This is a genomic window from Paraburkholderia sp. BL27I4N3 (assembly GCF_003386115.1).
Lineage (GTDB): Bacteria > Pseudomonadota > Gammaproteobacteria > Burkholderiales > Burkholderiaceae > Paraburkholderia.
The window spans coordinates 4,475,543-4,499,171 of sequence record NZ_QREJ01000001.1; the positions used below are offsets into that span (position 1 = coordinate 4,475,543).

23 protein-coding genes are annotated in these 23,629 nt (G+C 62.8%); 15 read left to right on the top strand and 8 right to left on the bottom strand.

Annotated elements, in window-relative coordinates; genetic code table 11:
• Positions 1–16: 16 nt before the first annotated feature.
• The 3 genes from ahcY (at position 17) to metF (ending at position 2,763) form a co-directional block, all read left to right on the top strand.
• Positions 17–1,438, top strand: coding sequence for an adenosylhomocysteinase (gene ahcY, locus B0G71_RS20215; protein WP_106284834.1), 1,422 nt, complete (start codon positions 17–19; stop codon positions 1,436–1,438).
• 129 nt (positions 1,439–1,567) lie between these two features.
• The gene (locus tag B0G71_RS20220) at positions 1,568–1,921 is read left to right on the top strand and encodes a phage holin family protein (protein WP_106284835.1); all 354 of its coding nucleotides are present in this window, start codon (positions 1,568–1,570) and stop codon (positions 1,919–1,921) included.
• An 11-nt stretch (positions 1,922–1,932) separates the two neighbouring features.
• On the top strand, positions 1,933–2,763 hold the full coding sequence (gene metF / locus B0G71_RS20225; RefSeq protein WP_116143746.1) for a methylenetetrahydrofolate reductase [NAD(P)H]: 831 nt from the start codon (positions 1,933–1,935) through the stop codon (positions 2,761–2,763).
• Here the strand turns inward: metF and B0G71_RS40980 are convergent.
• Positions 2,760–3,026 carry a hypothetical protein gene (locus B0G71_RS40980; RefSeq protein ID WP_147308691.1) on the bottom strand — a complete coding sequence of 89 codons (267 nt, stop codon included), beginning with the start codon at positions 3,024–3,026 and terminating at the stop codon, positions 2,760–2,762. The genes metF and B0G71_RS40980 overlap by 4 nt on opposite strands.
• Positions 3,027–3,061: 35 nt before the next feature.
• On the opposite strand from B0G71_RS40980, the gene B0G71_RS20230 reads away from it, so the two are divergent.
• The 9 genes from B0G71_RS20230 to B0G71_RS20270 all read left to right on the top strand — a co-directional run bounded on the left by B0G71_RS20230 (position 3,062) and on the right by B0G71_RS20270 (position 12,598).
• The gene (locus tag B0G71_RS20230) at positions 3,062–4,705 is read left to right on the top strand and encodes an ABC transporter substrate-binding protein (protein ID WP_116143748.1); all 1,644 of its coding nucleotides are present in this window, start codon (positions 3,062–3,064) and stop codon (positions 4,703–4,705) included.
• A 240-nt stretch (positions 4,706–4,945) separates the two neighbouring features.
• Positions 4,946–6,574, top strand: coding sequence for an ABC transporter substrate-binding protein (locus B0G71_RS20235; RefSeq protein ID WP_116143750.1), 1,629 nt, complete (start codon positions 4,946–4,948; stop codon positions 6,572–6,574).
• Positions 6,575–6,712: 138 nt separating this feature from the next.
• Positions 6,713–7,723, top strand: a complete 1,011-nt coding sequence (locus tag B0G71_RS20240; RefSeq protein WP_091798153.1) for an ABC transporter permease subunit — start codon at positions 6,713–6,715, stop codon at positions 7,721–7,723.
• A 6-nt stretch (positions 7,724–7,729) separates the two neighbouring features.
• Positions 7,730–8,647 (top strand): ABC transporter permease subunit, encoded by a 918-nt coding sequence (locus B0G71_RS20245; RefSeq protein ID WP_106284839.1) that lies wholly within the window; start codon positions 7,730–7,732, stop codon positions 8,645–8,647.
• Positions 8,648–9,652: an ABC transporter ATP-binding protein gene (locus B0G71_RS20250; RefSeq protein WP_116143752.1), complete on the top strand. Its 1,005-nt coding sequence runs from the start codon at positions 8,648–8,650 to the stop codon at positions 9,650–9,652.
• Positions 9,649–10,668 carry a peptide ABC transporter ATP-binding protein gene (locus B0G71_RS20255; protein ID WP_116143754.1) on the top strand — a complete coding sequence of 340 codons (1,020 nt, stop codon included), beginning with the start codon at positions 9,649–9,651 and terminating at the stop codon, positions 10,666–10,668. The genes B0G71_RS20250 and B0G71_RS20255 overlap by 4 nt, the downstream gene beginning before the upstream one ends.
• Positions 10,661–11,824 (top strand): TraB/GumN family protein, encoded by a 1,164-nt coding sequence (locus tag B0G71_RS20260; RefSeq protein ID WP_116143756.1) that lies wholly within the window; start codon positions 10,661–10,663, stop codon positions 11,822–11,824. The genes B0G71_RS20255 and B0G71_RS20260 overlap by 8 nt, the downstream gene beginning before the upstream one ends.
• 171 nt (positions 11,825–11,995) lie before the next feature.
• Positions 11,996–12,301: a BrnT family toxin gene (locus tag B0G71_RS20265; RefSeq protein ID WP_243856579.1), complete on the top strand. Its 306-nt coding sequence runs from the start codon at positions 11,996–11,998 to the stop codon at positions 12,299–12,301.
• 36 nt (positions 12,302–12,337) lie between these two features.
• Positions 12,338–12,598 carry a BrnA antitoxin family protein gene (locus B0G71_RS20270; RefSeq protein WP_374956879.1) on the top strand — a complete coding sequence of 87 codons (261 nt, stop codon included), beginning with the start codon at positions 12,338–12,340 and terminating at the stop codon, positions 12,596–12,598.
• Positions 12,599–12,668: 70 nt separating this feature from the next.
• Here B0G71_RS20270 and B0G71_RS20275 read toward each other — a convergent pair whose 3' ends face one another.
• The 6 genes from B0G71_RS20275 to pxpB all read right to left on the bottom strand — a co-directional run bounded on the left by B0G71_RS20275 (position 12,669) and on the right by pxpB (position 19,221).
• Positions 12,669–14,474, bottom strand: a complete 1,806-nt coding sequence (locus tag B0G71_RS20275) for a tetratricopeptide repeat protein (protein ID WP_116143758.1) — start codon at positions 14,472–14,474, stop codon at positions 12,669–12,671.
• Between the two features lie 215 nt (positions 14,475–14,689).
• The gene (locus B0G71_RS20280) at positions 14,690–15,646 is read right to left on the bottom strand and encodes a DUF979 domain-containing protein (RefSeq protein WP_116143760.1); all 957 of its coding nucleotides are present in this window, start codon (positions 15,644–15,646) and stop codon (positions 14,690–14,692) included.
• Positions 15,643–16,392 (bottom strand): DUF969 domain-containing protein, encoded by a 750-nt coding sequence (locus tag B0G71_RS20285; RefSeq protein WP_106284845.1) that lies wholly within the window; start codon positions 16,390–16,392, stop codon positions 15,643–15,645. Before B0G71_RS20285 ends, B0G71_RS20280 begins: the two co-directional genes overlap by 4 nt.
• A gap of 275 nt (positions 16,393–16,667) precedes the next feature.
• Positions 16,668–17,420 (bottom strand): 5-oxoprolinase subunit PxpA, encoded by a 753-nt coding sequence (gene pxpA, locus B0G71_RS20290; protein ID WP_116143762.1) that lies wholly within the window; start codon positions 17,418–17,420, stop codon positions 16,668–16,670.
• Between the two features lie 98 nt (positions 17,421–17,518).
• On the bottom strand, positions 17,519–18,571 hold the full coding sequence (locus B0G71_RS20295) for a biotin-dependent carboxyltransferase family protein (protein ID WP_116118478.1): 1,053 nt from the start codon (positions 18,569–18,571) through the stop codon (positions 17,519–17,521).
• Positions 18,568–19,221, bottom strand: a complete 654-nt coding sequence (pxpB, locus tag B0G71_RS20300; protein ID WP_116143764.1) for a 5-oxoprolinase subunit PxpB — start codon at positions 19,219–19,221, stop codon at positions 18,568–18,570. The genes B0G71_RS20295 and pxpB overlap by 4 nt, the downstream gene beginning before the upstream one ends.
• A 207-nt stretch (positions 19,222–19,428) precedes the next feature.
• Here pxpB and B0G71_RS20305 point away from each other — a divergent pair, with 207 nt between their 5' ends.
• Positions 19,429–19,941 carry a winged helix DNA-binding protein gene (locus B0G71_RS20305; protein ID WP_106284849.1) on the top strand — a complete coding sequence of 171 codons (513 nt, stop codon included), beginning with the start codon at positions 19,429–19,431 and terminating at the stop codon, positions 19,939–19,941.
• Positions 19,942–19,984: 43 nt separating this feature from the next.
• Here the strand turns inward: B0G71_RS20305 and B0G71_RS20310 are convergent, their stop codons facing one another.
• On the bottom strand, positions 19,985–20,527 hold the full coding sequence (locus tag B0G71_RS20310) for a 5-formyltetrahydrofolate cyclo-ligase (protein ID WP_258875630.1): 543 nt from the start codon (positions 20,525–20,527) through the stop codon (positions 19,985–19,987).
• A gap of 77 nt (positions 20,528–20,604) precedes the next feature.
• Here B0G71_RS20310 and B0G71_RS20315 point away from each other — a divergent pair, with 77 nt between their 5' ends.
• Together B0G71_RS20315 and B0G71_RS20320 are read left to right on the top strand one after the other, a co-directional pair.
• Positions 20,605–22,572: a lytic transglycosylase domain-containing protein gene (locus B0G71_RS20315; RefSeq protein WP_116143766.1), complete on the top strand. Its 1,968-nt coding sequence runs from the start codon at positions 20,605–20,607 to the stop codon at positions 22,570–22,572.
• An 82-nt stretch (positions 22,573–22,654) separates the two neighbouring features.
• Entirely contained in the window at positions 22,655–23,608 is a 954-nt protein-coding gene (locus B0G71_RS20320) for a complex I NDUFA9 subunit family protein (protein ID WP_116143768.1), read from the top strand.
• Positions 23,609–23,629: the final 21 nt, after the last annotated feature.

Genomic DNA, 23,629 nt, shown 5'->3' on the forward strand with positions numbered 1-23,629 from the left:
TAGAAAGGAGGGCGTGATGAACGCCGCTGTTATCGATTCCAAAAATTCCCAGGACTTCGTTGTTGCCGACATGTCGCTTGCCGACTGGGGCCGCAAAGAACTCAACATCGCCGAGACGGAAATGCCCGGCCTCGTGCAAACGCGCGAAGAGTACAAGGCGCAGCAGCCGCTGAAGGGCGCGCGCATTGCAGGTTCGCTGCACATGACGATCCAGACCGGTGTGCTGATCGAGACGCTGACCGCGCTCGGCGCCGACGTGCGCTGGGCCTCGTGCAACATCTTCTCGACGCAGGATCACGCCGCCGCGGCAATCGCCAAGGCCGGCACGCCGGTGTTCGCCTTCAAGGGCGAGTCGCTCGACGAGTACTGGGAATTCTCGCACCGCATTTTCGAATGGCCGAACGGCGAATTCGCCAACATGATCCTCGACGACGGCGGCGACGCCACGTTGCTGCTGATCCTGGGCTCGAAAGCAGAAAAAGACCGTTCGGTGATCTCGAAGCCGACGAACGAAGAAGAAGTCGCGCTGTACAAGTCGATCGCTTCGCACCTCGACGCTGACCCGACGTGGTACTCCACGCGCCTCGCGCACATCCAGGGCGTGACGGAAGAGACCACGACCGGCGTGCACCGTCTGTATCAGATGGAAAAAGAAGGCCGTCTGCCGTTCCCGGCGATCAACGTCAACGACTCGGTCACCAAGTCGAAGTTCGACAATTTGTATGGCTGCCGTGAGTCGCTGGTCGACGGCATCAAGCGCGCGACCGATGTGATGATCGCGGGCAAGATCGCCGTGGTGGCCGGTTACGGCGACGTGGGCAAGGGCTGCGCGCAATCGCTGCGCGGTCTGGGCGCGACCGTGTGGGTCACCGAAATCGATCCGATTTGCGCGCTGCAAGCGGCAATGGAAGGCTACCGCGTCGTGACGATGGAATACGCGGCGGACAAGGCCGACATCTTCGTGACGGCAACCGGCAACTACCACGTGATCGGCCACGACCATATGAAGGCGATGCGTCACAATGCGATCGTCTGCAACATCGGTCACTTCGATTCGGAAATCGACGTGGCGTCGACCCGTCAGTACGAGTGGGACAACATCAAGCCGCAAGTCGACCACATCATTTTCCCGGACGGCAAGCGCGTGATCCTGCTGGCTGAAGGCCGCCTCGTGAACCTGGGTTGCGCGACGGGCCACCCGTCGTTCGTGATGTCGAACTCGTTCACGAACCAGACGCTTGCGCAGATCGAACTGTTCACGCAAGGCAAGAAGTACGAGAACAAGGTGTACGTGTTGCCGAAGCATCTGGACGAGAAGGTCGCACGCCTGCATCTGGCGCGCATCGGCGCGAACCTGACCGTGCTGTCGGACGATCAGGCCGGCTACATCGGCGTCGACAAGAACGGTCCGTTCAAGCCGAACCACTACCGCTATTGAGCGCGTCGCGGCGGTTTGACCGCATGACAGCTTGACGACAGGGCGGCGCATGATGCGCCGCTTTGTCCGCCATGCCTGCCGCTTTGCGCGCTTTTTTCGTTATTGGACATCCTGCCAAAGGAGCTCTACATGACCTTGCTGCTGACCTGGCTGATCAACGCGCTTGCGCTCCTGATCATCACCTACCTCGTTCCGTCGATTCATATCCGCAGTTTCGGCACCGCATTGATCGTCGCGGTGGTGCTCGGGTTGATCAACACGATCCTGCGGCCGGTTCTGATCCTGCTGACGCTGCCCGTCACGATTCTCACGCTCGGACTCTTCATTCTGGTGGTCAATGCGCTGTGCTTCTGGCTGTGCGCGTCGCTCCTGAAGGGCTTCGAAGTGTCGGGGTTCTGGTCGGCGTTCATCGGCTCGATTCTGTACAGCATCGTTTCCTGGCTGCTGTCCGCGCTTATTTTCGGCAACCGCAGTCTCGGTTGACCCACTGAATCATGAACCCGATCGAACTATCATTCGAATTCTTCCCGCCGAAAACGCAGGAAGGCGTCGACAAGCTGCGCGCCACGCGCGCCCAGCTCGTCACGCTCAAGCCCAAGTTCGTGTCCGTCACGTTCGGCGCCGGCGGCTCGACGCAACAGGGCACGCTCGATACCGTCGTCGAAATGGCGAAGGAAGGGCTCGAAGCGGCGCCGCACGTGTCGTGCATCGGCTCGTCGAAAGAGAGCCTGCGTGCCATTCTCAACGAATACCGCGCGCATGGCATCCGCCATATCGTCGCGCTGCGCGGCGATCTGCCGTCCGGCATGGGCGAAGTCGGCGAGTTGCGCTATGCGTCGGAACTGGTGAGCTTTATCCGCGCCGAGTTTGGCGACTGGTTCTGGATCGAGGTGGCCGGCTATCCGGAATACCATCCGCAGTCGCGCTCGCCGCGTCACGATCTGGACAACTTCGCCCGCAAGGTGAAGGCCGGCGCCAATTCGGCTATCACGCAGTACTTCTTCAACGCGGACGCGTACTTCCGTTTCGTCGACGACGCAAGGAAGCTCGGCGTGGATGTGCCGATCGTGCCGGGCATCATGCCGATCACGAACTTCTCCCAACTGATGCGTTTTTCGGAGATGTGCGGCGCTGAAGTGCCGCGCTGGATCGCGCGACGGCTGGAAAGTTTCGGCGACGATCGCGAGTCGATTCGCGCGTTTGGGCTGGACGTGGTGACGGACCTGTGTCGGCGTCTGATCGACGCCAAAGTGCCCGGCCTGCACTTCTACACGCTGAACGGTGCGGCGGCGACTAAAGCGATCTGCGAACGGCTGGCCGTTTAAGCTCGCATCACGTCGTGGAGACGAAACCGCGCGGCGCGTTTGGCCGCGCGGTTTTTTTTCGCGCGACGAATGGCGCGGCGGCGGGCGGCGCGAGCCTCATAGGGGTGCCGGCCGAGCGCCACGCGAACGAAGTCGAAACCGGGGATTCCGTGCTTGCACGACCGTAGCGGCGGCTGCTGCGCCGCAATAAACACGCCGGCGCGAATGAAACTTGCGGCGCGTAAGCCCTCATTGAACCCGATTTTTGTGCTGTCTATGATCAAAGCGCAGCTGACGTGGCTGCTGTGGGGAGAACGTGATGACGGTACCCAAGTTGCTGTTTGCAGTTCGCCAAACCTGCCTTCCAGTGCTGAGCGCCTGTGCGGTTCTGAGCGCCGCGCTGCTGCCCGCCGTCGCCGACGCGGCCAAGCTGCCCGACAAGACTCTCGTGTTCTGCTCCGAGGGCAGTCCGGCGGGCTTCGACAGTGCGCAATACACCACCAGCGTCGAGTTCAGCGCGGCGTCGTACACGGTCTACAACCGGCTGATCGAGTTCGCGCACGGCAGCACGGATATCGAACCGGGCCTCGCCGAAAAATGGGATGTATCGCCTGACGGGCTCACCTATACGTTTCATTTGCGCCACGGCGTGAAGTTCCAGACCACGGCGTTCTTCAAGCCGACGCGCGAATTCAACGCCGACGACGTCGTCTTCACCTATCAGCGCATGCTCGATCCCGAGCAGCCGTTCCGCAAGGCGTACTCGGTGCCGTTCCCGTATTTCACCGATCTCGGCCTCGCCAAGAACATCGCGAAGGTCGAAGCGGTCGATCCTTACACCGTGAAATTCACGCTGAAAGAAGTCGATGCGCCGTTTTTACAGCAGATCGCCATGCCGTTCGCATCGATTATCTCGGCTGAGTACGGCGATCAGTTATTGAAAGCGGGTAAGGCGTCGGATATCAACCAATATCCGGTCGGCACGGGTCCGTTTATTTTCCGAAGCTATACGAAAGACGACACGATTCGCTTCGACGGCAATCCCGATTACTGGAAACCGGGCGTCGTCAAAGTCGGCAAACTGATATTTGCGATTACCGTCGATCCGGCCGTGCGTCTGCAGAAACTGAAGCGCGGCGAATGCCAGGTCATGTCGTATCCGCGTCCCGCCGATATTCCGCAAGCCAAAGCCGACGCGTCGCTCGTGGTCCCCAATCAGGTCGGTTTCAATCTCGGCTTTATTGCCTACAACACTACCAAGAAGCCGCTCGACAACGTGCTGGTGCGCCGCGCGCTCGATATGTCGATCAATAAGAAAGCGATTATCGAGTCGGTGTATCAGGGTGCCGGACAGGCGGCGACCAACCCCATGCCACCGACCCAGTGGGGCTATGACAAGAATCTGAAGGATGCACCATACGACACGGAAAAAGCCAAGGCACTCTTGAAACAGGCGGGTTATCCGGACGGCTTCGATTTGACGCTTTGGGCTATGCCGGTTCAAAGGCCTTATAACCCGAACGCGCGCCTGATGGCGGAAATGCTGCAATCCGATTGGGCGAAGATCGGCGTCAAGGTGAAGATCACCACTTACGAGTGGGGTGAATATATTCGCCGCGGCCATGCCGGCGAGCATGAAGCCATGCTGATCGGCTGGACTGGCGATTACGGCGATCCGGATAACTGGCTCGGCGTGCTGCTCGGGTGCGACGCGGTGAACGGCAGTAACTTTTCCAAATGGTGCTACAAACCGTATGACGATCTGATCAAAAAGGGGCGCGGCACGACGGATCTGGCGGAGCGCACCAAGGACTACACGCAAGCTCAGGAAATTTTCAAGGATCAAGTTCCGTTCACGCCGATCGCTCACTCGACGGTCTATCAGCCGATCAGCAAAGACGTCACCGGCTTCAAGATCGACCCGTTCGGCCCGACGCAATTCATGAACGTAGGTCTGAAATAAGGACGGCGGGCCGTTTTTTGCTGAGACGCCCCTCTAGAGCCGTATGCCCGGCCAGCGCCGGCGTGCGGCTGCCGCTTATGCCCGAATGGTTTCCAATTGTCCGTGCTGCGTGGGATCGGAGTAACCGCTAAAGCGGTAACTCCGATCAACGGAGGGAATTTCCTCCGCTTGGTGCTGTGAGCCAAGCTCAAGTAATATCGCGCTACGCCGGCGGGAGCCGGCCACGAACCTGGAGGAAACATGAAGCAAAACAATCTGTTGCGCGCCGCGCGTGTTACGACGCTCGTCGCAGCTGCAGCGGCATCGTTGGTGGGCGCGAGTGTCGCGCGCGCCGAGATCCCGAATAAAACCCTGGTCTACTGCTCAGAAGGCAGCCCCGCGGGTTTCGATCCTGCCCAATACACCACGGGCACCGATTTCACGGCTAACACATTCACCGTCTACAACCGTCTCGTCGAATTCGAACGCGGCGGCACCAAGGTCGAACCGGGCCTCGCCGAAAAGTGGGATGTCTCCGCGGACGGCAAGACGTATACGTTCCATCTGCGTCATGGCGTGAAGTTCCAGACCACGTCGTTCTTCAAGCCGACGCGCGAATTCAATGCGGACGACGTCGTGTTCACGTTCCAGCGCATGCTGGACCCGAACTCGGCCTTTCATAAGGCTTACCCGGTCCAGTTCCCGTACTTCACGGACATGGGCCTCGACAAGCTGATCACCAGCGTCGAAAAGGTCGACCCGTACACGGTCAAGTTCACGCTGAAGGAAGTCAACGCGCCGTTCATCCAGAATCTGGCAATGGAATACGCGTCGATTCTCTCGGGTGAATACGGCGACCAGTTGATGAAAGCCGGCAAGGCCGCCGACATTAACCAGTTCCCGGTCGGCACGGGCCCGTTCATTTTCAAGAGCTACACGAAAGATGCCACGATCCGCTTCGACGGCAATCCGGATTACTGGAAGCCGAACACGGTGAAGATCTCGAAGCTGATCTTCTCGATCACGCCGGACGCCGGCGTGCGCGTGCAGAAGATCAAGCGCGACGAATGCCAGGTGATGAGCTATCCCCGTCCGGCCGACATTGCGCCGCTGAAGGCTGAAGCGAACATCGCGATGCCGTCGCAACCGGGCTTCAACCTCGGCTACCTCGCGTACAACGTCACGCACAAGCCAGTCGACAAGGTCGAAGTGCGTCAGGCGCTCGACATGGCGATCAACAAGAAGGCGATCATCGACTCCGTGTACCAAGGCGCAGGCCAGGCCGCCACGAATCCGATGCCGCCGACCCAATGGTCGTACGACAAGAACCTGAAGAGCGCGTCCTACGACACGGACAAAGCTAAGGCCCTGTTGGCCAAGGCCGGCTATCCGAACGGCTTCGACATCACCCTGTGGGCGATGCCGGTGCAACGCGCGTACAACCCGAACGCCCGCCTGATGGCGGAAATGATCCAGGCCGACTGGGCCAAGATCGGCGTGAAGGCGAAGATCGTCACCTATGAGTGGGGCGAGTACATCAAGCGCGCTCACGCAGGTGAGGACGACACGATGCTGATCGGCTGGACCGGCGACAACGGCGATCCGGACAACTGGCTCGGCACGCTGCTCGGCTGTGAAGCAGTGAACGGCAACAACTTCTCGAAGTGGTGCTACAAGCCGTTCGACGACCTGATCCAGAAGGGTCGCGTCACGTCCGATCAAGGCGCGCGCACGACGGCTTACATGCAGGCTCAGCAGATCTTCGCGCAGCAACTGCCGTTCTCGCCGATCGCTCACTCCACGGTGTACCAGCCTGTTAGCAAGAAGGTCGTGGATATGCGTATCGAACCGCTCGGCTATGCGCGTTTCGACGGCGTCAGCATCAAGTAATTCGTCGAGCTAGTCGTAAAATTTGCGCAGTACGCTTTTCGCACGGTTAGAAAACTGGTCGAAATGGTCCGGCGACCGGGGTCACGAGCCCTCGTCGCCGGTTGCGTTTTTTCTTCACCAAGACCATAGGGACGAACCATGTTCCGCTTTGTTTTGCGCCGCATCGGCATGGTGATTCCGACTTTCATCGGCATCACGATCCTCGCGTTCGCGCTGATTCACCTGATACCGGGCGACCCCATCGAAGTGATGATGGGCGAGCGCGGCGTCGATCCCGCCATGCACGCCGCGGCGATGCACCGCCTCGGGCTCGACGAATCCCTGCCGATGCAGTACGTCCACTACATTGGGCGCGCGTTGCACGGCGACCTCGGCACCTCGATCATCACCAACACCAGCGTGATGGGCGAATTCCTCGCACGCTTTCCCGCTACCGTCGAACTGTCGATCTGCGCGATGCTGTTCGCGCTGATCGTCGGCTTGCCGGCGGGCGTGTTCGCGGCCTTGCGGCGCGGCACGGTGGTCGATCACGGCGTGATGGGCACGGCGCTGACCGGCTACTCGATGCCGATCTTCTGGTGGGGCTTGATCCTCATCATGGTGTTCTCCGTGAAGCTCGGCTGGACGCCGGTGTCCGGCCGCATTGCGGTTGAATACGACATTCCGCACGTGACCGGCTTCATGCTGATCGACGCGATGATGTCCACCGACGAAGGCGCGTTCAAATCCGCGCTCAGCCATCTGATTCTGCCGGCCATCGTGCTCGGCACGATTCCGCTGGCAGTCGTCGCGCGCATGACGCGTTCGTCGATGCTCGAAGTGCTGCGCGAGGACTACATCCGCACCGCGCGCGCGAAGGGCTTGTCGCCGGGGCGCGTGATCGTCGTGCATGCGTTGCGCAATGCGCTGATTCCGGTGGTGACGGTGATCGGCTTGCAGGTCGGCACGCTGCTCGCGGGCGCGGTGCTGACCGAGACGCTGTTTTCATGGCCGGGTATCGGCAAGTGGCTGATCGACGCGATCGGCCGGCGCGACTATCCGGTGGTGCAGGGCGGTATCCTGATGATCGCCACGCTGGTGATCGTCGTGAACCTCGTCGTCGATTTGTTGTACGGCGTGCTGAATCCGCGCATCCGCCATACGAGGTAAACCGAAATGGCAGACATTCAAAATACAGTCCCCCAGTCGGTCACGCCGCCCAGTGGCCGCGCTATCGCCGCCCGTGAATTCTGGGCGAATTTCTCGCGTAACCGGGGCGCTGTCAGCGCCGGCGTCATCGTGCTCGTGCTGATCTTCATCGCGATCTTCGCGCCGTTGATCGCACCGCACAGTCCGATCGAGCAATACCGCGACTTCGTGAAAATTCCGCCCGCATGGCTCGAGGGCGGCAACTGGAAGTTCATTCTCGGCACCGACGAAGCGGGCCGCGACATCCTCTCGCGTCTGATGTACGGCGCGCGGCTGTCGTTCTGGATCGGCTTCGTCTCGGTGGTGCTCGCGCTGATTCCGGGCGTCGTGCTCGGTCTCATCGCGGCGTTCTTCGAGAAGTGGGCCGACACGCCGATCATGCGCATCATGGACGTGCTGCTCGCGCTGCCGTCGCTGCTGCTCGCGGTAGCGGTGGTGGCGATCATCGGTCCGGGTCTCGTCAACACGATGCTCGCGATCGCGATCGTCGCCTTGCCGGGTTATGTGCGTTTGACGCGCGCGTCGGCGCAAGGCGAGTTGCAGAAAGAGTACGTGACGGCTTCGCGCGTGGCGGGTGCCGGCACCTTGCGTTTGATGTTCTCGCAAGTGCTGCCGAACTGCACCGCGCCGCTGATCGTGCAGGCTACGTTGGGTTTTTCGTCGGCGATTCTCGATGCCGCGGCGCTCGGTTTTCTCGGCCTCGGTGTGCAACCGCCGTCGGCGGAGTGGGGCGCGATGCTGGCCTCGGCGCGCGATTACATCGACAGCGCCTGGTGGATCGTCACCATGCCGGGTCTGTCCATCCTGATCTCGGTGCTCGCGATCAATCTGCTCGGCGACGGGCTGCGCGACGCACTTGATCCCAAACTGAAAAGGATGGCCTAAATGTCTAGCTTATTGACCATCCGCAATCTGGCGGTGAATTTCAACGGCCTGCCCGCTGTCGACCGGATCAACCTCGATGTCGCGCCGGGCGAAGTGGTCGGCGTGGTCGGCGAATCGGGTTCGGGCAAGAGCGTGACGATGATGGCGCTGATGGGCCTGATCGACGCGCCGGGCAAAGTCACCGCCGACGAAATCACCTTCAACGGCAAGAATCTGCTGAAGGCATCGGCGAAGGAACGCCGCAAGATCATCGGCAAAGATATCGCGATGGTGTTCCAGGACGCACTCACCAGTCTGAATCCGAGCTATACCGTCGGCTATCAGATCAAGGAAGTATTGAAGCTGCACGAAGGCTTGCGCGGCAGCGCCCTGGACAAACGCGCTCTGGAACTGCTGGACCAGGTCGGCATTCCCGACCCGAAAGGGCGCATTGGTTCGTTTCCGCATCAGATGTCGGGCGGCATGAACCAGCGCGTGATGATCGCCATGGCGATTGCCTGCAACCCGAAGCTGCTGATCGCCGACGAACCGACCACCGCGCTCGACGTGACGATTCAGGCGCAGATCATGGAGTTGCTGATCAAGCTGCAGAAGGAACGCGGCATGGCGCTCGTGCTGATCTCGCACGATCTGGCGGTGGTGTCCGAAGTCGCGCAACGCGTCGCGGTCATGTACGCTGGCGAAGTGATCGAGACGAACAAAGTGCCGGACATCTTCGCCGCGCCGCATCATCCGTACACGGAAGCGTTGCTGGCGGCGATCCCCGAGCACAATGTCGGCGCCGTGCGGCTCGCCGCGTTGCCGGGCATGGTGCCGGGCCGCGACGACCGTCCCAAAGGCTGTCTGTTCGCGCCGCGCTGCAAGTATGTCGTCGACGACTGCCTGAAAGCGCGGCCCGCGCTTGCGCCGATGCAAGGTCACGCTGAAGTGGCGCGCGTGCGCTGCATCAAACCTTTGAACCTGAGCGGCGACGCCAACGTTCACACCCATGGAGGCGCACGATGAACGCAGTACTGGAAACGCGGCGCCAGTCCGACCATGCGGGCGACCACGTGCTGGTCGCGGAGCAACTGGCGCGCTACTACACGGTCAAGCGCGGCATGTTCGCGTCGGGCATGGTGAAGGCGCTCAACGGCGTCTCGTTCGCGCTCGAACGCGGCAAGACTTTGGCGGTGGTCGGCGAATCCGGCTGCGGCAAATCGACGCTCGCGCGTCAATTGACCATGATCGAAGCGCCCTCCGCGGGCCGTCTGCTGATCGACGGTGAAGACGTGGCCGGCGCCGATCACGCGAAGATCGCGGCGCTGCGCCGGCGCGTGCAGATGGTGTTCCAGAACCCGTTTGCCTCGCTCAATCCGCGCAAGACCGTCGAGCAGACGCTCGGCGAACCGCTCGCAATCAACACGCAACTGAGCGCGACCGAGCGCGCCGAACGGATCGCGCAGATGATGCGCACCGTCGGCCTGCGTCCGGAACATGCGAAGCGCTATCCGCATATGTTCTCCGGCGGTCAGCGGCAACGTGTGGCGATTGCGCGCGCGATGATTCTCGACCCGCAGATCGTGGTTGCCGACGAACCGGTCTCGGCGCTCGACGTGTCGATCCAGGCCCAGATTCTGAATCTGTTCATGGATTTGCAGGAACAGTTCAAGACCAGCTACGTGTTCATCTCGCACAATCTTTCGGTGGTGGAGCATATCGCCGACGATGTGATGGTGATGTACTTCGGCGGCGTGGCGGAACTCGGCGACAAGAAGCGGATCTTCTCGAACCCGCGTCATCCGTACACGCGCGCGCTGATGTCGGCCACGCCCTCGATCTTCGAGGCGGATCGCACGATCAAGATCAAGCTGCAAGGCGAAATGCCGTCGCCGCTGAATCCGCCGTCGGGTTGCACGTTTCATCAGCGCTGCCCGTACGTGATCGACCGCTGCCGCAGCGAAGAACCGAAGCTGCGTGAAGTGGATGGCCGCCAGGTGTCGTGTCACCGCGCCGAGGAGGTGGGGGACGTGGATGCCTGATGGGTTGGCGGCGCGTCGTCTTGCGCGCCGCTTGCGTGACGGCGGCTTGAACGCCGCTTCAACGCGGCGCTGGAGGGCGCGTGCACTGGCGGGTGCCGCGCTCTTTGTCGTTTGTTCTGTATTTCATCTGGGCATGGACTCGTTCGGCGTCGCGCATGCCGCCGGCGCGGCTGCCAATGCGCCCGCGCAGGCCGGGCGCCCGGCGCTGCCGGTGCCTAACATGCCGGCTCCGCCGCGCGCCCGTGTGCCGGGCTCCAATCCGCCGCCCGCTTCGCCGCCTGCCTTGCCAGGCACCACGGCGAGCGGCCCGGTGCGGGCGCAACCGGCGCGCATGCCGTTCTATGTCGCGACACGCGGCACGACCACCATTTACGTGCTGGGCACACTGCATGTCGGCGATCCCGCCGACTACCCTGCCGATCAGCCTTTCCGTGCCCCGATCCTCGGCGCGCTAGCCGCCTCGCCGACGCTGGCGCTCGAACTCTCACCCGACGAACTGCTGGTTTCGCAAGACGACGTCTCTAAGTACGGCGTCTGCAAACGCGACTGTCTGCCGGGACTGCTGCCTGATCCTTTGTGGCGCAAGCTCGCCCTCCGGCTGCACGGCAACCCGGCGGCACTCGATGCCATCAAGAAGATGCGGCCGTGGCTCGCTTCGTTGCTGGTCGAAACCTACGATTCGTTGAGTGCCGGCCTACAGACCGAGTACGGGTCGGAAGCGCAACTGCAGAACGTGTATCTGCGCACGCGCGGCAAGATTGTCGGTCTGGAGACTTTATCGCAGCAGATGCGCGCGTTCACAGGGCTGACGCTCGCGCAGCAGCGCGAGATGCTGGCGCAGGATCTGGTGCAGACACCGGCGGAAAATGTCGCGGACGTGCGGACCTTGCATCGGCTGTGGCGTGTGGGCGATGCGGATGCGATCGCCGCCTGGCAGGCCGCGAAATCCGAAAAGCTGGCCCGCGACAAACGCATCTCCGATTCGATCGACAACAAGATCGTCTATGACCGCAACCGCCGCTTCGTCTCGAAGATGCTGTTGATCGCCGCCCCGAACAAGCCGGTATTCGTGGCGATCGGCGCGTTGCATCTTGGCGGCCGCAAGGGCGTCCTGCAGCTTTTGCGGCAGCACGGGTTCGTGGTCGAGGCGGGGTGAGGTTCATCGGAGCCGAGCACGAAACGCACGTAACGACTCAAACGTCCTAAACCGGATCGGCCGTTCGGCCATCATAGGAACCGGTCTTCGAAGCACCCAGTCCGACGTACACGTCTGCCGCAAAATGCTCGCGGCACACGCAGCCATAGCAGCCTTTGCATGCTATGATGTATGTACAAACGTCAATACAGGTGGCGCGTGCTGTTTGAATGGGACGAAATCAAAAATCAGATCAACATCCGCAAACACGGCATCGATTTTCAGGATGCTATCGACGTGTTCAATCACCCGTTACTCACGGCGTTGGACCAGCGGGAAGACTACGGCGAAGACCGCTGGTTCGCGATGGGCTGGATCGCAAACATTGTGGGCGTTGTGGTGTACGTCGAGCGGGTTGAGGACGTGATCCGGATCATTTCGGCACGCAAGGCATCGCGGCATGAGGTCAAGCACTACAAGCAGCGTGTCTGGCATTGACGGGCACTGTGGCAATCAAGCATGAGCAGAGGTGACATGATGGTTAAAGCATCGGGAACAGACTGGAAGCGACTCGCCAAAACAGGCGACGCGCAAATCGATACGAGCGACGTGCCCGAACTCGGCGACGATTTTTTTCAACGCGCCGAGTTGCACGTTCCGCCGAAACAGGCCGTGACAATGCGTCTGGATGCGGACGTGCTGAACTGGTTCAAGGAGCAGGGCCAGGGTTATCAGACGCGCATCAACAAATTGTTGCGCGCCTATATGCTGGCGCAGCAGCGGCGGCGTCCGTAGGCAGCACTTCGTTGATGCCCGGTGTCAGAGATGCCGCGCGCAGGCCTCGGGCCTCGGCGCGGTGTGGCCGTTAGAAACCGCCGTCGCGCAGTGCGCCGGTCACGTCTTCGACCAGCGGCGTCCAGTCTCCCAGCATCGGCTGCCGGAACAATCTCATCCCCGGATACCACGGTGAGTCGCTGCGTGCTTCCAGCCAGCGCCAGTCAGAATTGGCGGGCAACATCAACCACACCGGCTTGCCCAACGCCGCCGCCAGATGCGCGACGCCAGTGTCCACGGCGATCACCAGATCGAGGTTCATGATCAAGGCGGCCGTGTCTTCGAAACCGTGCAGATCGGCGGTGAAATCGTGCGCACGGAATGCCGGCGGCGCGTCGGCCAGTTGCCCATGCGCCGGGCCTTTTTGCAGCGCGTACCAGGCAATGTCCTCCAATTCGCTGAGCGCGCTCAGGACGGCTAGCTGCATCGACCGGTAGCGGTCGTTGCCGAATGTGGGACTGCCGGCCCAGACCAGCCCCACTTTGCGCTTCGACTTGTCGGTCGCGCCGAGCCGTTTGCGCCATGCGTTGATCTTCGCTTTGTCGGCGAACAGGTAGGGCAGCTCTGCGGGAATGTCGGCGACATCCATGCCGAGACACGACGGCACGCTCATCATGGGTACCCAGAAATCGTATTCATCGTCGGGTTTGCCGCTGAATGCGCGATGCACGCCTGCGATGCGTCCGACCAAAGGCAGTAGCGGCTCGCGCACACACAGGTCGACCGTCGCACCGCGCTGGGCCAGCACGCTCGCAAAGCGCAGGAACTGGAAGTGGTCGCCGAAACCCTGCTCGCCGACCAGCAGCAGACGACGCCCCTCGAGCGGTTCGCCACGCCATTCGGCAACGCCCGCCACCGCGATCGCGTCGTAGTCGCTCTTGCGCCAGCGCAGTGCGAATTCAGCCCAGCCTTGTCGATAGTCGCCGCGCTTGAGCAACAGCCACGCGAGATTCTGATGCGCGTCCGCGTAGTGCGGGTCGAGTGCGAGCGCCCGGCGATAGAAGCCATCCTCTTCGTCCAGCCGGCCTTGCGCACCGAGCGATCCACCCAGACACACGAGGTGAGCCGGAATCGGTTTGAGTGCGACCGCGCGCCGGTAATGCGCTTCAGCACCCGCGTAGTCGCCGAGCTTGCCGATCAGGCTGCCCAGATTAATGTGCGCCTCCACGTAATTCGCGCGCAGCGAGAGGGCTCGCTCGAAGCTGGCGATTGCCGCGCCGTGATCGCCTCGCGCTTTGTGCGCATTGCCCACGTTGAAGTGCGCTTCCGCCGACGTCGGGTCGAGCGACAAGACTTCGTGATAGCACACCAGGGCTTCGTCGAAACGCGCGAGCTTGCTGAGCGCCGTGCCGAGGTTCAGACGCGCGTCGAGCAGCGTGGGGTTCGAGGCCAGTGCCAACCGGTAGTGTTCGATCGCTTCGTTGAAGTCACCTTGTGCTTGCAGTGCGACGCCGAGGTTGTTGCGCGCATCGGCGAAATCCGGCTGGATTTGCAGCGCCTGGTCGTAGCAGATCATTGCTTCGTCGAGATGACCGAGTGCGGCGGCCACCAGTCCCCGGTTGCTCCAGCAGGCGGCGTCGCGACGGTCGAGTTTGAGCGCGCGGCTCATCAAGCTGGCAGCAGTGTCATGATCGCCGCGCTGGAATTGCAGCACGCCGAAGTAGTGGAGCGCGCCCGTATGGGCGGGATCGAGCGTGAGGGCTTCGCGATAGAGGGATTCGGCGGCGTCGAGACGGCCGGCTTGATGCGCTTCGAGCGCGGCGTCGATCAATGAGGCGAGGTAAGCGGCGTGCGGCGGTTCGGTGCGCGCGCGATCAGGCTGGGATCGATGTTCCATGGAAACCTGCGGGAGAGCGTCGGCGGTGCGCGTTGCGCGCGCCGCCGCGCGTGGATGGGAGAGCGTCCAGCATCGTATGGTCGCCCCCCATTTCCCGACGATCGGACGCATCCTAATTCGGTCGCATCCTGGCGTTCCAGTGACTCCATTTCACCGACGTATCGCAGAGCAGTCCGGCGATACGTCGGTGTCTCTCGACATCAGTGATGCGAGTCCTACAGAAACATCAGAAAGTTCAGCAGCAAGATATTCACGATCAGCAAGGTCAGCGCAGTGGGAATCTGCACCTTGATCACCGCGTTCTTGTCCGGCAGTTCCAGCAGCGCGGCCGGCACCATGTTGAAGTTCGCGGCCATCGGCGTCATCAGCGTGCCGCAGTAGCCGGAGAACATGCCGATCGCGACCATCACGGCCGGGTTGCCGTGAAACACGCCCACCAGAATTGGCACGCCCACGCCGCCCGTCATCACCGGGAACGCGGCGAAGCCGTTGCCCATCACCATGGTGAAGAGCGCCATGCCGATGCAGTACACGGCCACCGCAATGAAGCGATAGTCGAGGCTGATGTACGCCGTGGTCACGTGCGCGACGGCCTTGCCGACGCCCGCATCCGAGAACACGAGACCGAGCATGCCGAGCATCTGCGGCAGCACGGCGGCCCACGACAGCGCGTCGACCAGGCGGCGCGCTTCCTTCATCGACTGGCCGACGGTGTCGCGCGTCATCACGCAGGCAATTGCCAGCGCGATGACGCAGCCGATGCCGAAGCCGATCAGCGTGACGTTCGCCTTCTCGATCAGCGGCATGCCGTTGAACACCAGATGGCTCGCCGACAGCGTGATGATCACGGTGACGACCGGAATGGTCAGCGCGGGCACGAACAGCTTGTTACGCAGACGCGCGGCGCTCGCCTTGCGCGCTTCGAGCGACAGCACCCTGGGCTTGCCCGCAGTCACGCCGCCGAAGCCGGCAATCAGCGCCATGACGATCACGAGCACGCCGACCACGGCGGGCGGCAGCTTATCGCCGATCAGGAAGATCAGCGCGTAGAGAATCCAGAAGCCGCCGGCCGTTAAACGGCGCGGATGGTCCTTGTCCGTGACGATCATGCCGCCGACCACCAGCAGCACGAGGCCCAGCAGCCAGAAAAGATAGGTGATCGTGAACGTCATGCTTTGTCTCCTGCTGCGGATTGCGTCGACGAACCGGCGGCGTTGCTCGCCGTGGCATTGCCGCGCAGTTCGCGTTCGAGCCTGCGGTCGAGCAGATACAGGCGGAAGCCGTGAATGAGAAACGCGCAAATGGCGGTCGGAATGCCCCACACGGCCACGTGAATCGGTTCGACGATGATTCCCGCTTCCTTGAGGAAGGTGGTCATCAGCACAATCGCGCCGAACGCGACGAAGATGTCCTCGCCGAAGAAGAGGCCGACGTTGTCGGTCGCCGCGGAGAACGCGCGCAGTTTGAAACGCACCGCGTCGCTGATCTTGCCGAAGCGGGTTTCGGTCGCGCCTTCGGCCATCGGCGCGATCAGCGGACGCACCATCTGCGGATGGCCGCCGAGCCCGGTCAGGCCGACCGCGGCGGTCAGCTCGCGCACCAGCAGATAGACGATCAGAAGTCGCCCCGCGGTCGCGGCCTTGATGCTGCCGATCCATGTTTGCGCCCGTTCACGCAGGCCGTGCCGCTCGAGCAAGCCGATCACGGCGAGCGGCAGAAGAATGATCAGCGGGATATTGCGGGTCTTGATGAAGCCGGTGCCGATCTCGGCGAGAATCTTTTCAGGCGGGAAGTGCGCGGCCAGGCCCGTGATGACCGCGGCGACCGCCACGATCAGCATCGGATTGAACCGCAATAAAAAGCCGACGATGATGACGGCCACGCCAATGAGCGGCCATAGACTGACTGTTGTCTGCATCTGGATCTCCAAACAGGGTTTCAACCTCGCCGCTTGTGACGGCTAACGTGGGCCGGCGGCTGGTCGTCCAGACGCCGTCTTGTTGCCACGGCTCTTGACGGCCGCGTTTGCTTCGAACTACACCTGCATTTACACCTGCGCCTGCTGATCGACTGCGGGTACTGCAATGTGTCCTGTACCTGGCAAACGCCCCGCTTGAAGCGGGGCGTTGCAAGGTGCACGAGGTTTGAATCGCGCTGTCCGGCTCGCGCTCTGGCGACGCTTCGGCCGGCGCTTCAGGCGCGCGCCGCACCGGCCGCGTGGACCTCGATGCCGGCTTCCTGCAACGCGCCGCGAATGCGCCGCGCGAACGCCAGCGCATGCGGACCGTCGCCGTGCAGGCAGATGGTCTGCGCGTTCAGCGACACCCATTGACCATCCACGGCCTGCACGCGCTGCTCGCGAATCATTGCGAGCGTGCGCGTCAGCACTTCGTCTTCGTCGTCGAGCAGCGCGCCGGGCTCTTTGCGTGGCACCAGCGAACCGTCCGCGCGATAGCCGCGATCGGCGAAGACTTCTTCGACGGCGACGAGACCCGCGTTGCGCGCGGCCGTCACGAGTCCGCTGTTGGCAAGCGCGAACACCGCCACCGATGGATCGAAATCGTGCACCGCGGAGACGATCGCATCGGCGATCTTGCTGTCGCGCGCGGCCTGGTTATACAGCGCGCCGTGCGGCTTGACGTGCGCGATGCGCCCGCCTTCAGCCTGGGCAATCGCCGACAGGGCCCCGAGCTGATACAGCACGCCCGCGTAGATGTCGTTGGCCGGCAGGTCCATTTCCTTGCGGCCGAAATTTTCCGGATCGTTGAAGCTCGGATGCGCGCCGATCGACACGCCTTTCTCCACCGCCCAACGCACGCAGTCGCGCATCGCATTGGCGCCGCCCGCATGCCAGCCGCACGCGATGTTGGCCGAGCTGACCAGGTCGAGCAGTGCCTCGTCGGACCCGCAGCCTTCGCCGAGATCGGCGTTCAAATCGATTTCCATGGTGTTCCTCTACTTTTCAACAAAACGCCGGGGTGCCGCGGGTTTTCCTGGGCTCCCTCGGCGGCCGGCGCACAGCGCCGGCTTGGAGACGCTCATCGTTACAGTGCCGCGACGGCCGCTTGCCGTGCGCAGCGTTCTTCATGCATTGCGATTGCGGCGTCGATCTGCCGCAAATACGTGCGTTCGTCCAGTAGAGCCTGGCGCGCCTCGTAGGGCGTCGTCGGGATGAAGCGGACCGCGGCGTTCAGGCGGACTTGCGCGAGCTTCCACAGATCGGCCTGAATCACCGCGCCGATCTTCGGATAGCCGCCGGTGGTTTGCGCGTCGCTCATCAACACGATCGGCTGGCCGTTCGGCGGCACCTGGATCGTGCCGGGCAGCACAGCGTGCGAAAGCAGATCGGCCTTGCGCGTGCGCTTGAGTTCGGTGCCCGCGAGGCGGTAGCCCATGCGATTACTGTTCGGCGTGACGAGCCATTCATCGGACCAGAACGACTCGTGGGCTTCATCGGTGAAGCTCTCGTATTCCGGCCCGCGCAGTACGCGGATCGGCACCGCCCACGGCACGCCCGACGGATGACGGCCGCGCCGCAGCGGCTCATGCACCAGCACGAACTTGCACCAGGCGGGCGCCTTTACGCCGAATTCCGGCGCCTCGGAGGTAAAGCCGAGATGGCCGCGCTGTGGCGGCGCGCCGACCGGCAGGCGGTCGCCGTCGCGCAGCGCGCGGCCGCCGAGTCCGCCGAAATGGCCGGCCAGATCGGTGCTGCGCGAGCCGAGCATCGGCAGGACGTCGACGCCGCCCGCCACGCACACATAGCCGCGCATGCCTCGCTTCGCCGCATTGAGCACCAGCTCCTGGCCGGCCTGCACCGGCAGGCTCCACCATGAGTAGACCGGCTTGCCGTCGAGCGTTGCGCCGAATTCGGTGCCGGTGATAGCGACCCGCGTGGCGCGCAGAAAGCGCAGCACGGTCGGGCCGAAGGTGATCTCCAGACCCGCCGCATCGGGCCGGTTGCCGACCAGCCGGTTGCCGACTTCGAGCGACAGACGATCGAGCGCGCCCCCCATCGCGACGCCGAGATGCCGGTAGCCGTGACGGCCGAGATCCTGAATCGTGGTCAACAGACCCGCGCGAATCACATCGATCATGCGTGTATCCCCGCGATCGTGAAGCGCACCCGGTCGCCCGGCTGCAACAGCGTGGGCGGCCGGCGCGCCGGGTCGAACAGCGGCAGCTCGGTGCGGCCGATCAACTGCCAGCCGCCGGGCGAAGTGGCCGGATAAATCCCGGTCTGCTCGCCACCGATGCCGACTGAGCCGGCCGGCACTTCGAGCCGCGGCGACGCGCGACGCGGCGTATGCAGCGCGGCTTCGAGGCCGCCCATATAGGCGAAGCCCGGCTGGAAGCCGAGAAAGAACACCACGTACTCGCCCTGCGAATGACGTTCGACGACCTCGCGCACGCTCAAGCCCGTGTGATTGGCGACCGTTTCCAGATCGGGGCCGAACTCGCCCCCGTACTGCACCGGAATCTCAACTTCGCGGCCCGGCGCGGGCGCGTCGCTCACCGCATCCCACGCCGCTTGAAGATGACTCACCAGCGCGTCGCGGTCGGCTTCGAGCGGGTCGAAGACGAGCGTGAGGTTGTTCATGCCCGGCACCACCTCCAGCACATGCGGCCAGTCGCGCGCGGCCTCGGCGGCCGCCCACACGCGCCGCTGGCATTCCAGCGTGGCGGGCGGCGGCGCCTCGCAGACTAGCGCGGCATCGCCGAGCGGAAAAATTCTAGGTTGGCTCATGGATCAAGGGCCCAGGTCGAGTCGGAGGATTCGGGCACGGCACGCCCTCTGATCGGTTATCGACATCGGGCAGGCGACGGTTGAAGCGTACATTATCAATAAAATATCAACAATTTCTCAATAAGCGTTTGTGCCAGGCTCCCTGGGAGCGAACGCGCGTCGTACACTCCCGACACCTTCCCAACCTGTTTGCCGAGAATCGTCACCATGTCGCGCCATCCCACCAAGATCGTCTCCTCGGAACATCTCGTGTCCGAGACCAGCGCGGAACTGTCCGAACTCGAGTACGCGCTCATCATGGCGGGCAATGCATTCAACCGATGGATGGTGCGCTGCATGTCGGCGGCCGGCGAAAAGGACATGACCGCGATCGAGGTCTCGCTGCTGCACCACGTCAGCCATCGCGAGCGACGCAAGAAGCTGGCGGACATCTGCTTCGTGCTGAATATCGAGGACACGCACGTCGCCACCTACGCGTTGAAGAAGCTCGTAGCTAGAGGGTATGTAAAAAGCGAAAAGACCGGCAAGGAAGTGTTTTTCTCGGCGACCGATGCGGGCCGCGAGCTCTGTCTGAAATATCGTGAGGTGCGCGAGAGCTGTCTGATTTCGACGCTGAAGGAAAGCGGTCTCACCAACGAGCAGATCGGCGAAGCGGCGCAACTGATGCGCAACGCGTCAGGTCTTTACGACACGGCGGCGCGGGCGGCGGCGTCTTTATAACGCAGGGCTGTCTGTTTGCCGCAGCGCGGCGCTTGCCGGATGCTTAGTCCACCGGGCGCGGATAGAGTGCAGCCTCGGTGACGATCAGGTCGAGCGGAATGTCGTGGACTTCGCGTAGAAATGCTTGCGTTCGGCATGCTTCATACGCGATGCCGACCGTGATCGGCCGAGTCTCTCCGGGCCACGCAGCCAGCGTGCGATCGTAATAGCCGCCGCCGTAGCCGAGCCGGTAGCCGTGCGAATCGAAGCCCACGCACGGCACGAACAGCAATTGCGGAATCACAATGCGCCCGGACGTGGGCTCGCCGATCTTGTGGTGGCCGATCCTCATCGGCGTGGTGGGGGTCCATGCGTGAAACTCAAGCGGGGCGCCACGTTCCTTGACGACCGGCAGACTCGCCTCGCGTTGCGCGCCGGCCGCGAGCCAGACCGAGATAGCGGGGCGCGCGTCGAACTCGCCGGCGAGCGGCCAGTAAAATCCCACGCTGTGCACGCCGTACTGCTTCAACGCATCGAGCAGGTGCCGCGCGAGCGCGGTATTGTGCGCCGGCTCGGAAGCGGCTTGCAGCCTTGCTTCCAATAGCATTTTCCGCAGCGCCTTTTTCGATTCCGCGGCAGGGTTGCATGCTATGCTTGGGTTCAATTCGCGCTCCAGAAACAACGATGTCAAAACGCCTTTACCGAGTATATCGCGCGGCCGGTCTGGCGCTTGCCGCTGCGGCACTCGTCGCGTGCAGCACGGCCTCCGCCGTCAAGCCCCTTCCCCTTTCGCAACTCACGAACGACGACCAGATCTTCGTCCAACTGCGCGAAGCCGCCCGCAATAATGACGCAGGGCGCGCCGCGCAACTGGCTGCCATGATTCCGAGCTACCCGGCGCCTTCGTATCTGGAGTACTTCCAGATCAAGCCGCAGTTGTTCGATTCGAGCGGCCACGCGCGGATCGACGCGCCGGATGCGCCGGTGCTGGCGTTCCTGCAGAAGTACGACGGCCAGGCGATCGCCGACCGCATGCGCAACGACTACCTCACGGTGCTCGGCGCGCGGCACGACTGGCGCAACTTCGATCAGCAATACGCCCGCTTCGTGCTGAACGACGACACGCAGGTCAAGTGCTACGCGCTCGAATCGCGTGCCTCGCGCGGCGAAAATGTCGCCGACGCGGCGCGCGCGCTACTGGTCGATCCGAAGTGGTACGGCGACGGCTGCGTCGATCTGATCACCTCGCTGTCTATCAACCAGCAGTTCAGTTCCGCGGACGTGTGGCAACAGATTCGCCTCGCCTACGAACAGAACTACACCAACACGGGTGCGAAGCTCGTCGACGCGCTCAGCAACCAGCCGCCCGATCCGGTGCTGTTCAATCAGGCCACCACTACGCCGCCGTTGCTGCTGGCGCGTGGTGTAGGTCCGGATACGCAGTCGCATCAACTGGCGCTGCTGGCCATCACGCGCATGGCGCGCAACGATCCGGCCATGGCCGCAGCCACGTTCGCGTCGGTGGCGCCGTCGCTGAGCTCGCCCGAACGCGCCATCGGCTGGGGCACGATTGCCTATCAGGCGGCCGCTAAACAGATGCCGAGCGCGGTGGACTGGTATCGCCTGTCGGTGAATGCGCCGCTGTCGAATCCCGCCTATGAATGGCGCACCCGCACCGCCTTGCTCGCGGGCGACTGGACGATGGTGCGCTGGTCGATCGAACAGATGCCTGCTGCGCTGCGCAATCAGCCGTCGTGGGTATATTGGCATGCCCGCTCGCTCAAGCAGGCCGGCGACACGACCACGGCCAACCAGGAATTCGAGTCGATCTCGCAGGGCTACAACTTCTACGGCCAACTGGCGGCGGAAGAGTTGGGCCAGAAGATCACGGTTCCCCCGAAAACCACGGTGAGCGACGCCGAAGTGCAGCAGGCCGGCAATACGCCCGGTTTCGATCTGGCGCAGCGTTTCTACGCGCTGAATCTGCGGCTCGAAGGCAATCGCGAATGGAACTGGCCGCTGCGCACCATGAGCGACCGGCAACTGATCGCAGCCGCCGAATACGCACGCCGTATCGAGCTGTATGACCGCACCGTCAATACCGCGGACCGCACGAAGAGCGAGCACGATTTCTCGCTGCGGTATCTGTCGCCGTTCAAGGATATCGTCGAGCGCGATTCGCAGTCGAATGGCCTGGATGTGGAATGGGCCTACGGCCTGATTCGCCAGGAGTCGCGCTTCATCATGAACGCGCGCTCGGAAGTCGGCGCGAGCGGGTTGATGCAGCTGATGCCGGGTACCGCGCAGCTGGTCGCGAAGAAGATCGGCCTCGGTCCGATCTCGCGCGAGCAGATGAACGACATCAACACCAATATCCTGCTCGGCACGAACTATCTGTCGATGATCTACAATCAATTCGACGGATCGGCCGTGTTAGCCACCGCGGGCTATAACGCCGGCCCCGGCCGTCCGCGTAACTGGCGGCAGTCCTTGCAGCATCCGGTGGAAGGCGCGATCTTCGCCGAGGCGATTCCGTTCCAGGAAACGCGCGACTACGTTAAGAATGTGTTGTCCAACACGGTCTACTACGCGGCATTGTTCGAAGGCCGTCCGCAATCGCTGAAGGCGCGTCTGGGTTATATCGCGCCGTAAAGCGCCGTGCCGCCGCCGCTTCATTCAGAGGCGGCGGCGCGCCACGCCAGCCGTTGCCGCGGCTTCCACCAGGGAGTCGAAAATGCGACATAAAGCCATTGCGATCATTGGAGGCTCCGGTTTTATCGGCAGCCATCTCGTCAACGCCCTCGTCGAAATGGGCAAAGACGTGCGCATCGCCACCCGGCGGCGCTACAACGCCCGCCATCTCACCCTCTTGCCCATCGACGTGATCGAAGCGGACGTGTTCGATCCGGTTCAGCTCGCGCGCTTCGTCGAAGGCGCGGATTGCGTGATCAATCTGGTGGCCACGCTGCACGGCAAACGCGGCACGCCGTACGGTCCGGAATTCGCGCGGATGCATGTGGAATTGCCGACCAAAATCGTCGCCGCATGCGAAGGCAAGGGCGTGCACCGGCTGCTTCATATCAGTGCGCTTGGCGCCGACCCGAACGGGCCGAGCATGTACACACGCTCGAAGGGCGACGGCGAGAAGGCCGTGCACGCCGCGAATCTGGCGTGGACGATTTTCCGGCCCTCCGTGGTGTTCGGCCCGGAAGATCAATTCCTCAACAAGTTCGCCATGTTGCAACGGATGTTTCCGGTGATTCCGCTTGCCATGCCGGATGCGAAATTTCAGCCAGTCTATGTCGGCGACGTGGCGAAGGCGATCGTCAATGTGCTCGATCTCGATGCCGCCGGCGGACGCACCTATGAACTGGGCGGCCCAACCGTTTACTCGCTCGAAGATCTCGTCAAATATTGCGGCGATGTGATCGGCAAGCATGCACGCATCATCCGCCTGCCGGAAGCGTTCGCGCGGCTGCAGGCGCTGACCTTCGAAATGGCGCCCGGCGAACCGGTGATCTCGCGCGACAATCTCGATTCGATGAAAGTCGACAACGTGTTGAGCGGACCGCTTGCGCCCGAACTCGGCATCGAGCCGGCCAGCATCGAAACGATCGCGCCGATCTATCTGACCGGGGCGTCGACGCGTTCACGTTTCGACGCATTCCGCGCCAGCGCGGGACGTTAAATTTCCTCTCATTCCTTGTAC

Bases quoted from the DNA above. Each gene is read 5' to 3' on its own strand.
- ahcY (WP_106284834.1), top strand. From the start codon at position 17: ATGAACGCCGCTGTTATCGATTCCAAAAATTCCCAGGACTTCGTTGTT.
- B0G71_RS20220 (WP_106284835.1), top strand. From the start codon at position 1,568: ATGACCTTGCTGCTGACCTGGCTGATCAACGCGCTTGCGCTCCTGATC.
- metF (WP_116143746.1), top strand. From the start codon at position 1,933: ATGAACCCGATCGAACTATCATTCGAATTCTTCCCGCCGAAAACGCAG.
- B0G71_RS20230 (WP_116143748.1), top strand. From the start codon at position 3,062: ATGACGGTACCCAAGTTGCTGTTTGCAGTTCGCCAAACCTGCCTTCCA.
- B0G71_RS20235 (WP_116143750.1), top strand. From the start codon at position 4,946: ATGAAGCAAAACAATCTGTTGCGCGCCGCGCGTGTTACGACGCTCGTC.
- B0G71_RS20240 (WP_091798153.1), top strand. From the start codon at position 6,713: ATGTTCCGCTTTGTTTTGCGCCGCATCGGCATGGTGATTCCGACTTTC.
- B0G71_RS20245 (WP_106284839.1), top strand. From the start codon at position 7,730: ATGGCAGACATTCAAAATACAGTCCCCCAGTCGGTCACGCCGCCCAGT.
- B0G71_RS20250 (WP_116143752.1), top strand. From the start codon at position 8,648: ATGTCTAGCTTATTGACCATCCGCAATCTGGCGGTGAATTTCAACGGC.
- B0G71_RS20255 (WP_116143754.1), top strand. From the start codon at position 9,649: ATGAACGCAGTACTGGAAACGCGGCGCCAGTCCGACCATGCGGGCGAC.
- B0G71_RS20260 (WP_116143756.1), top strand. From the start codon at position 10,661: ATGCCTGATGGGTTGGCGGCGCGTCGTCTTGCGCGCCGCTTGCGTGAC.
- B0G71_RS20265 (WP_243856579.1), top strand. From the start codon at position 11,996: ATGTACAAACGTCAATACAGGTGGCGCGTGCTGTTTGAATGGGACGAA.
- B0G71_RS20270 (WP_374956879.1), top strand. From the start codon at position 12,338: ATGATGGTTAAAGCATCGGGAACAGACTGGAAGCGACTCGCCAAAACA.
- B0G71_RS20275 (WP_116143758.1), bottom strand. From the start codon at position 14,474: ATGGAACATCGATCCCAGCCTGATCGCGCGCGCACCGAACCGCCGCAC.
- B0G71_RS20280 (WP_116143760.1), bottom strand. From the start codon at position 15,646: ATGACGTTCACGATCACCTATCTTTTCTGGCTGCTGGGCCTCGTGCTG.
- B0G71_RS20285 (WP_106284845.1), bottom strand. From the start codon at position 16,392: ATGCAGACAACAGTCAGTCTATGGCCGCTCATTGGCGTGGCCGTCATC.
- pxpA (WP_116143762.1), bottom strand. From the start codon at position 17,420: ATGGAAATCGATTTGAACGCCGATCTCGGCGAAGGCTGCGGGTCCGAC.
- B0G71_RS20295 (WP_116118478.1), bottom strand. From the start codon at position 18,571: ATGATCGATGTGATTCGCGCGGGTCTGTTGACCACGATTCAGGATCTC.
- pxpB (WP_116143764.1), bottom strand. From the start codon at position 19,221: ATGAGCCAACCTAGAATTTTTCCGCTCGGCGATGCCGCGCTAGTCTGC.
- B0G71_RS20305 (WP_106284849.1), top strand. From the start codon at position 19,429: ATGTCGCGCCATCCCACCAAGATCGTCTCCTCGGAACATCTCGTGTCC.
- B0G71_RS20310 (WP_258875630.1), bottom strand. From the start codon at position 20,527: ATGCTATTGGAAGCAAGGCTGCAAGCCGCTTCCGAGCCGGCGCACAAT.
- B0G71_RS20315 (WP_116143766.1), top strand. From the start codon at position 20,605: ATGTCAAAACGCCTTTACCGAGTATATCGCGCGGCCGGTCTGGCGCTT.
- B0G71_RS20320 (WP_116143768.1), top strand. From the start codon at position 22,655: ATGCGACATAAAGCCATTGCGATCATTGGAGGCTCCGGTTTTATCGGC.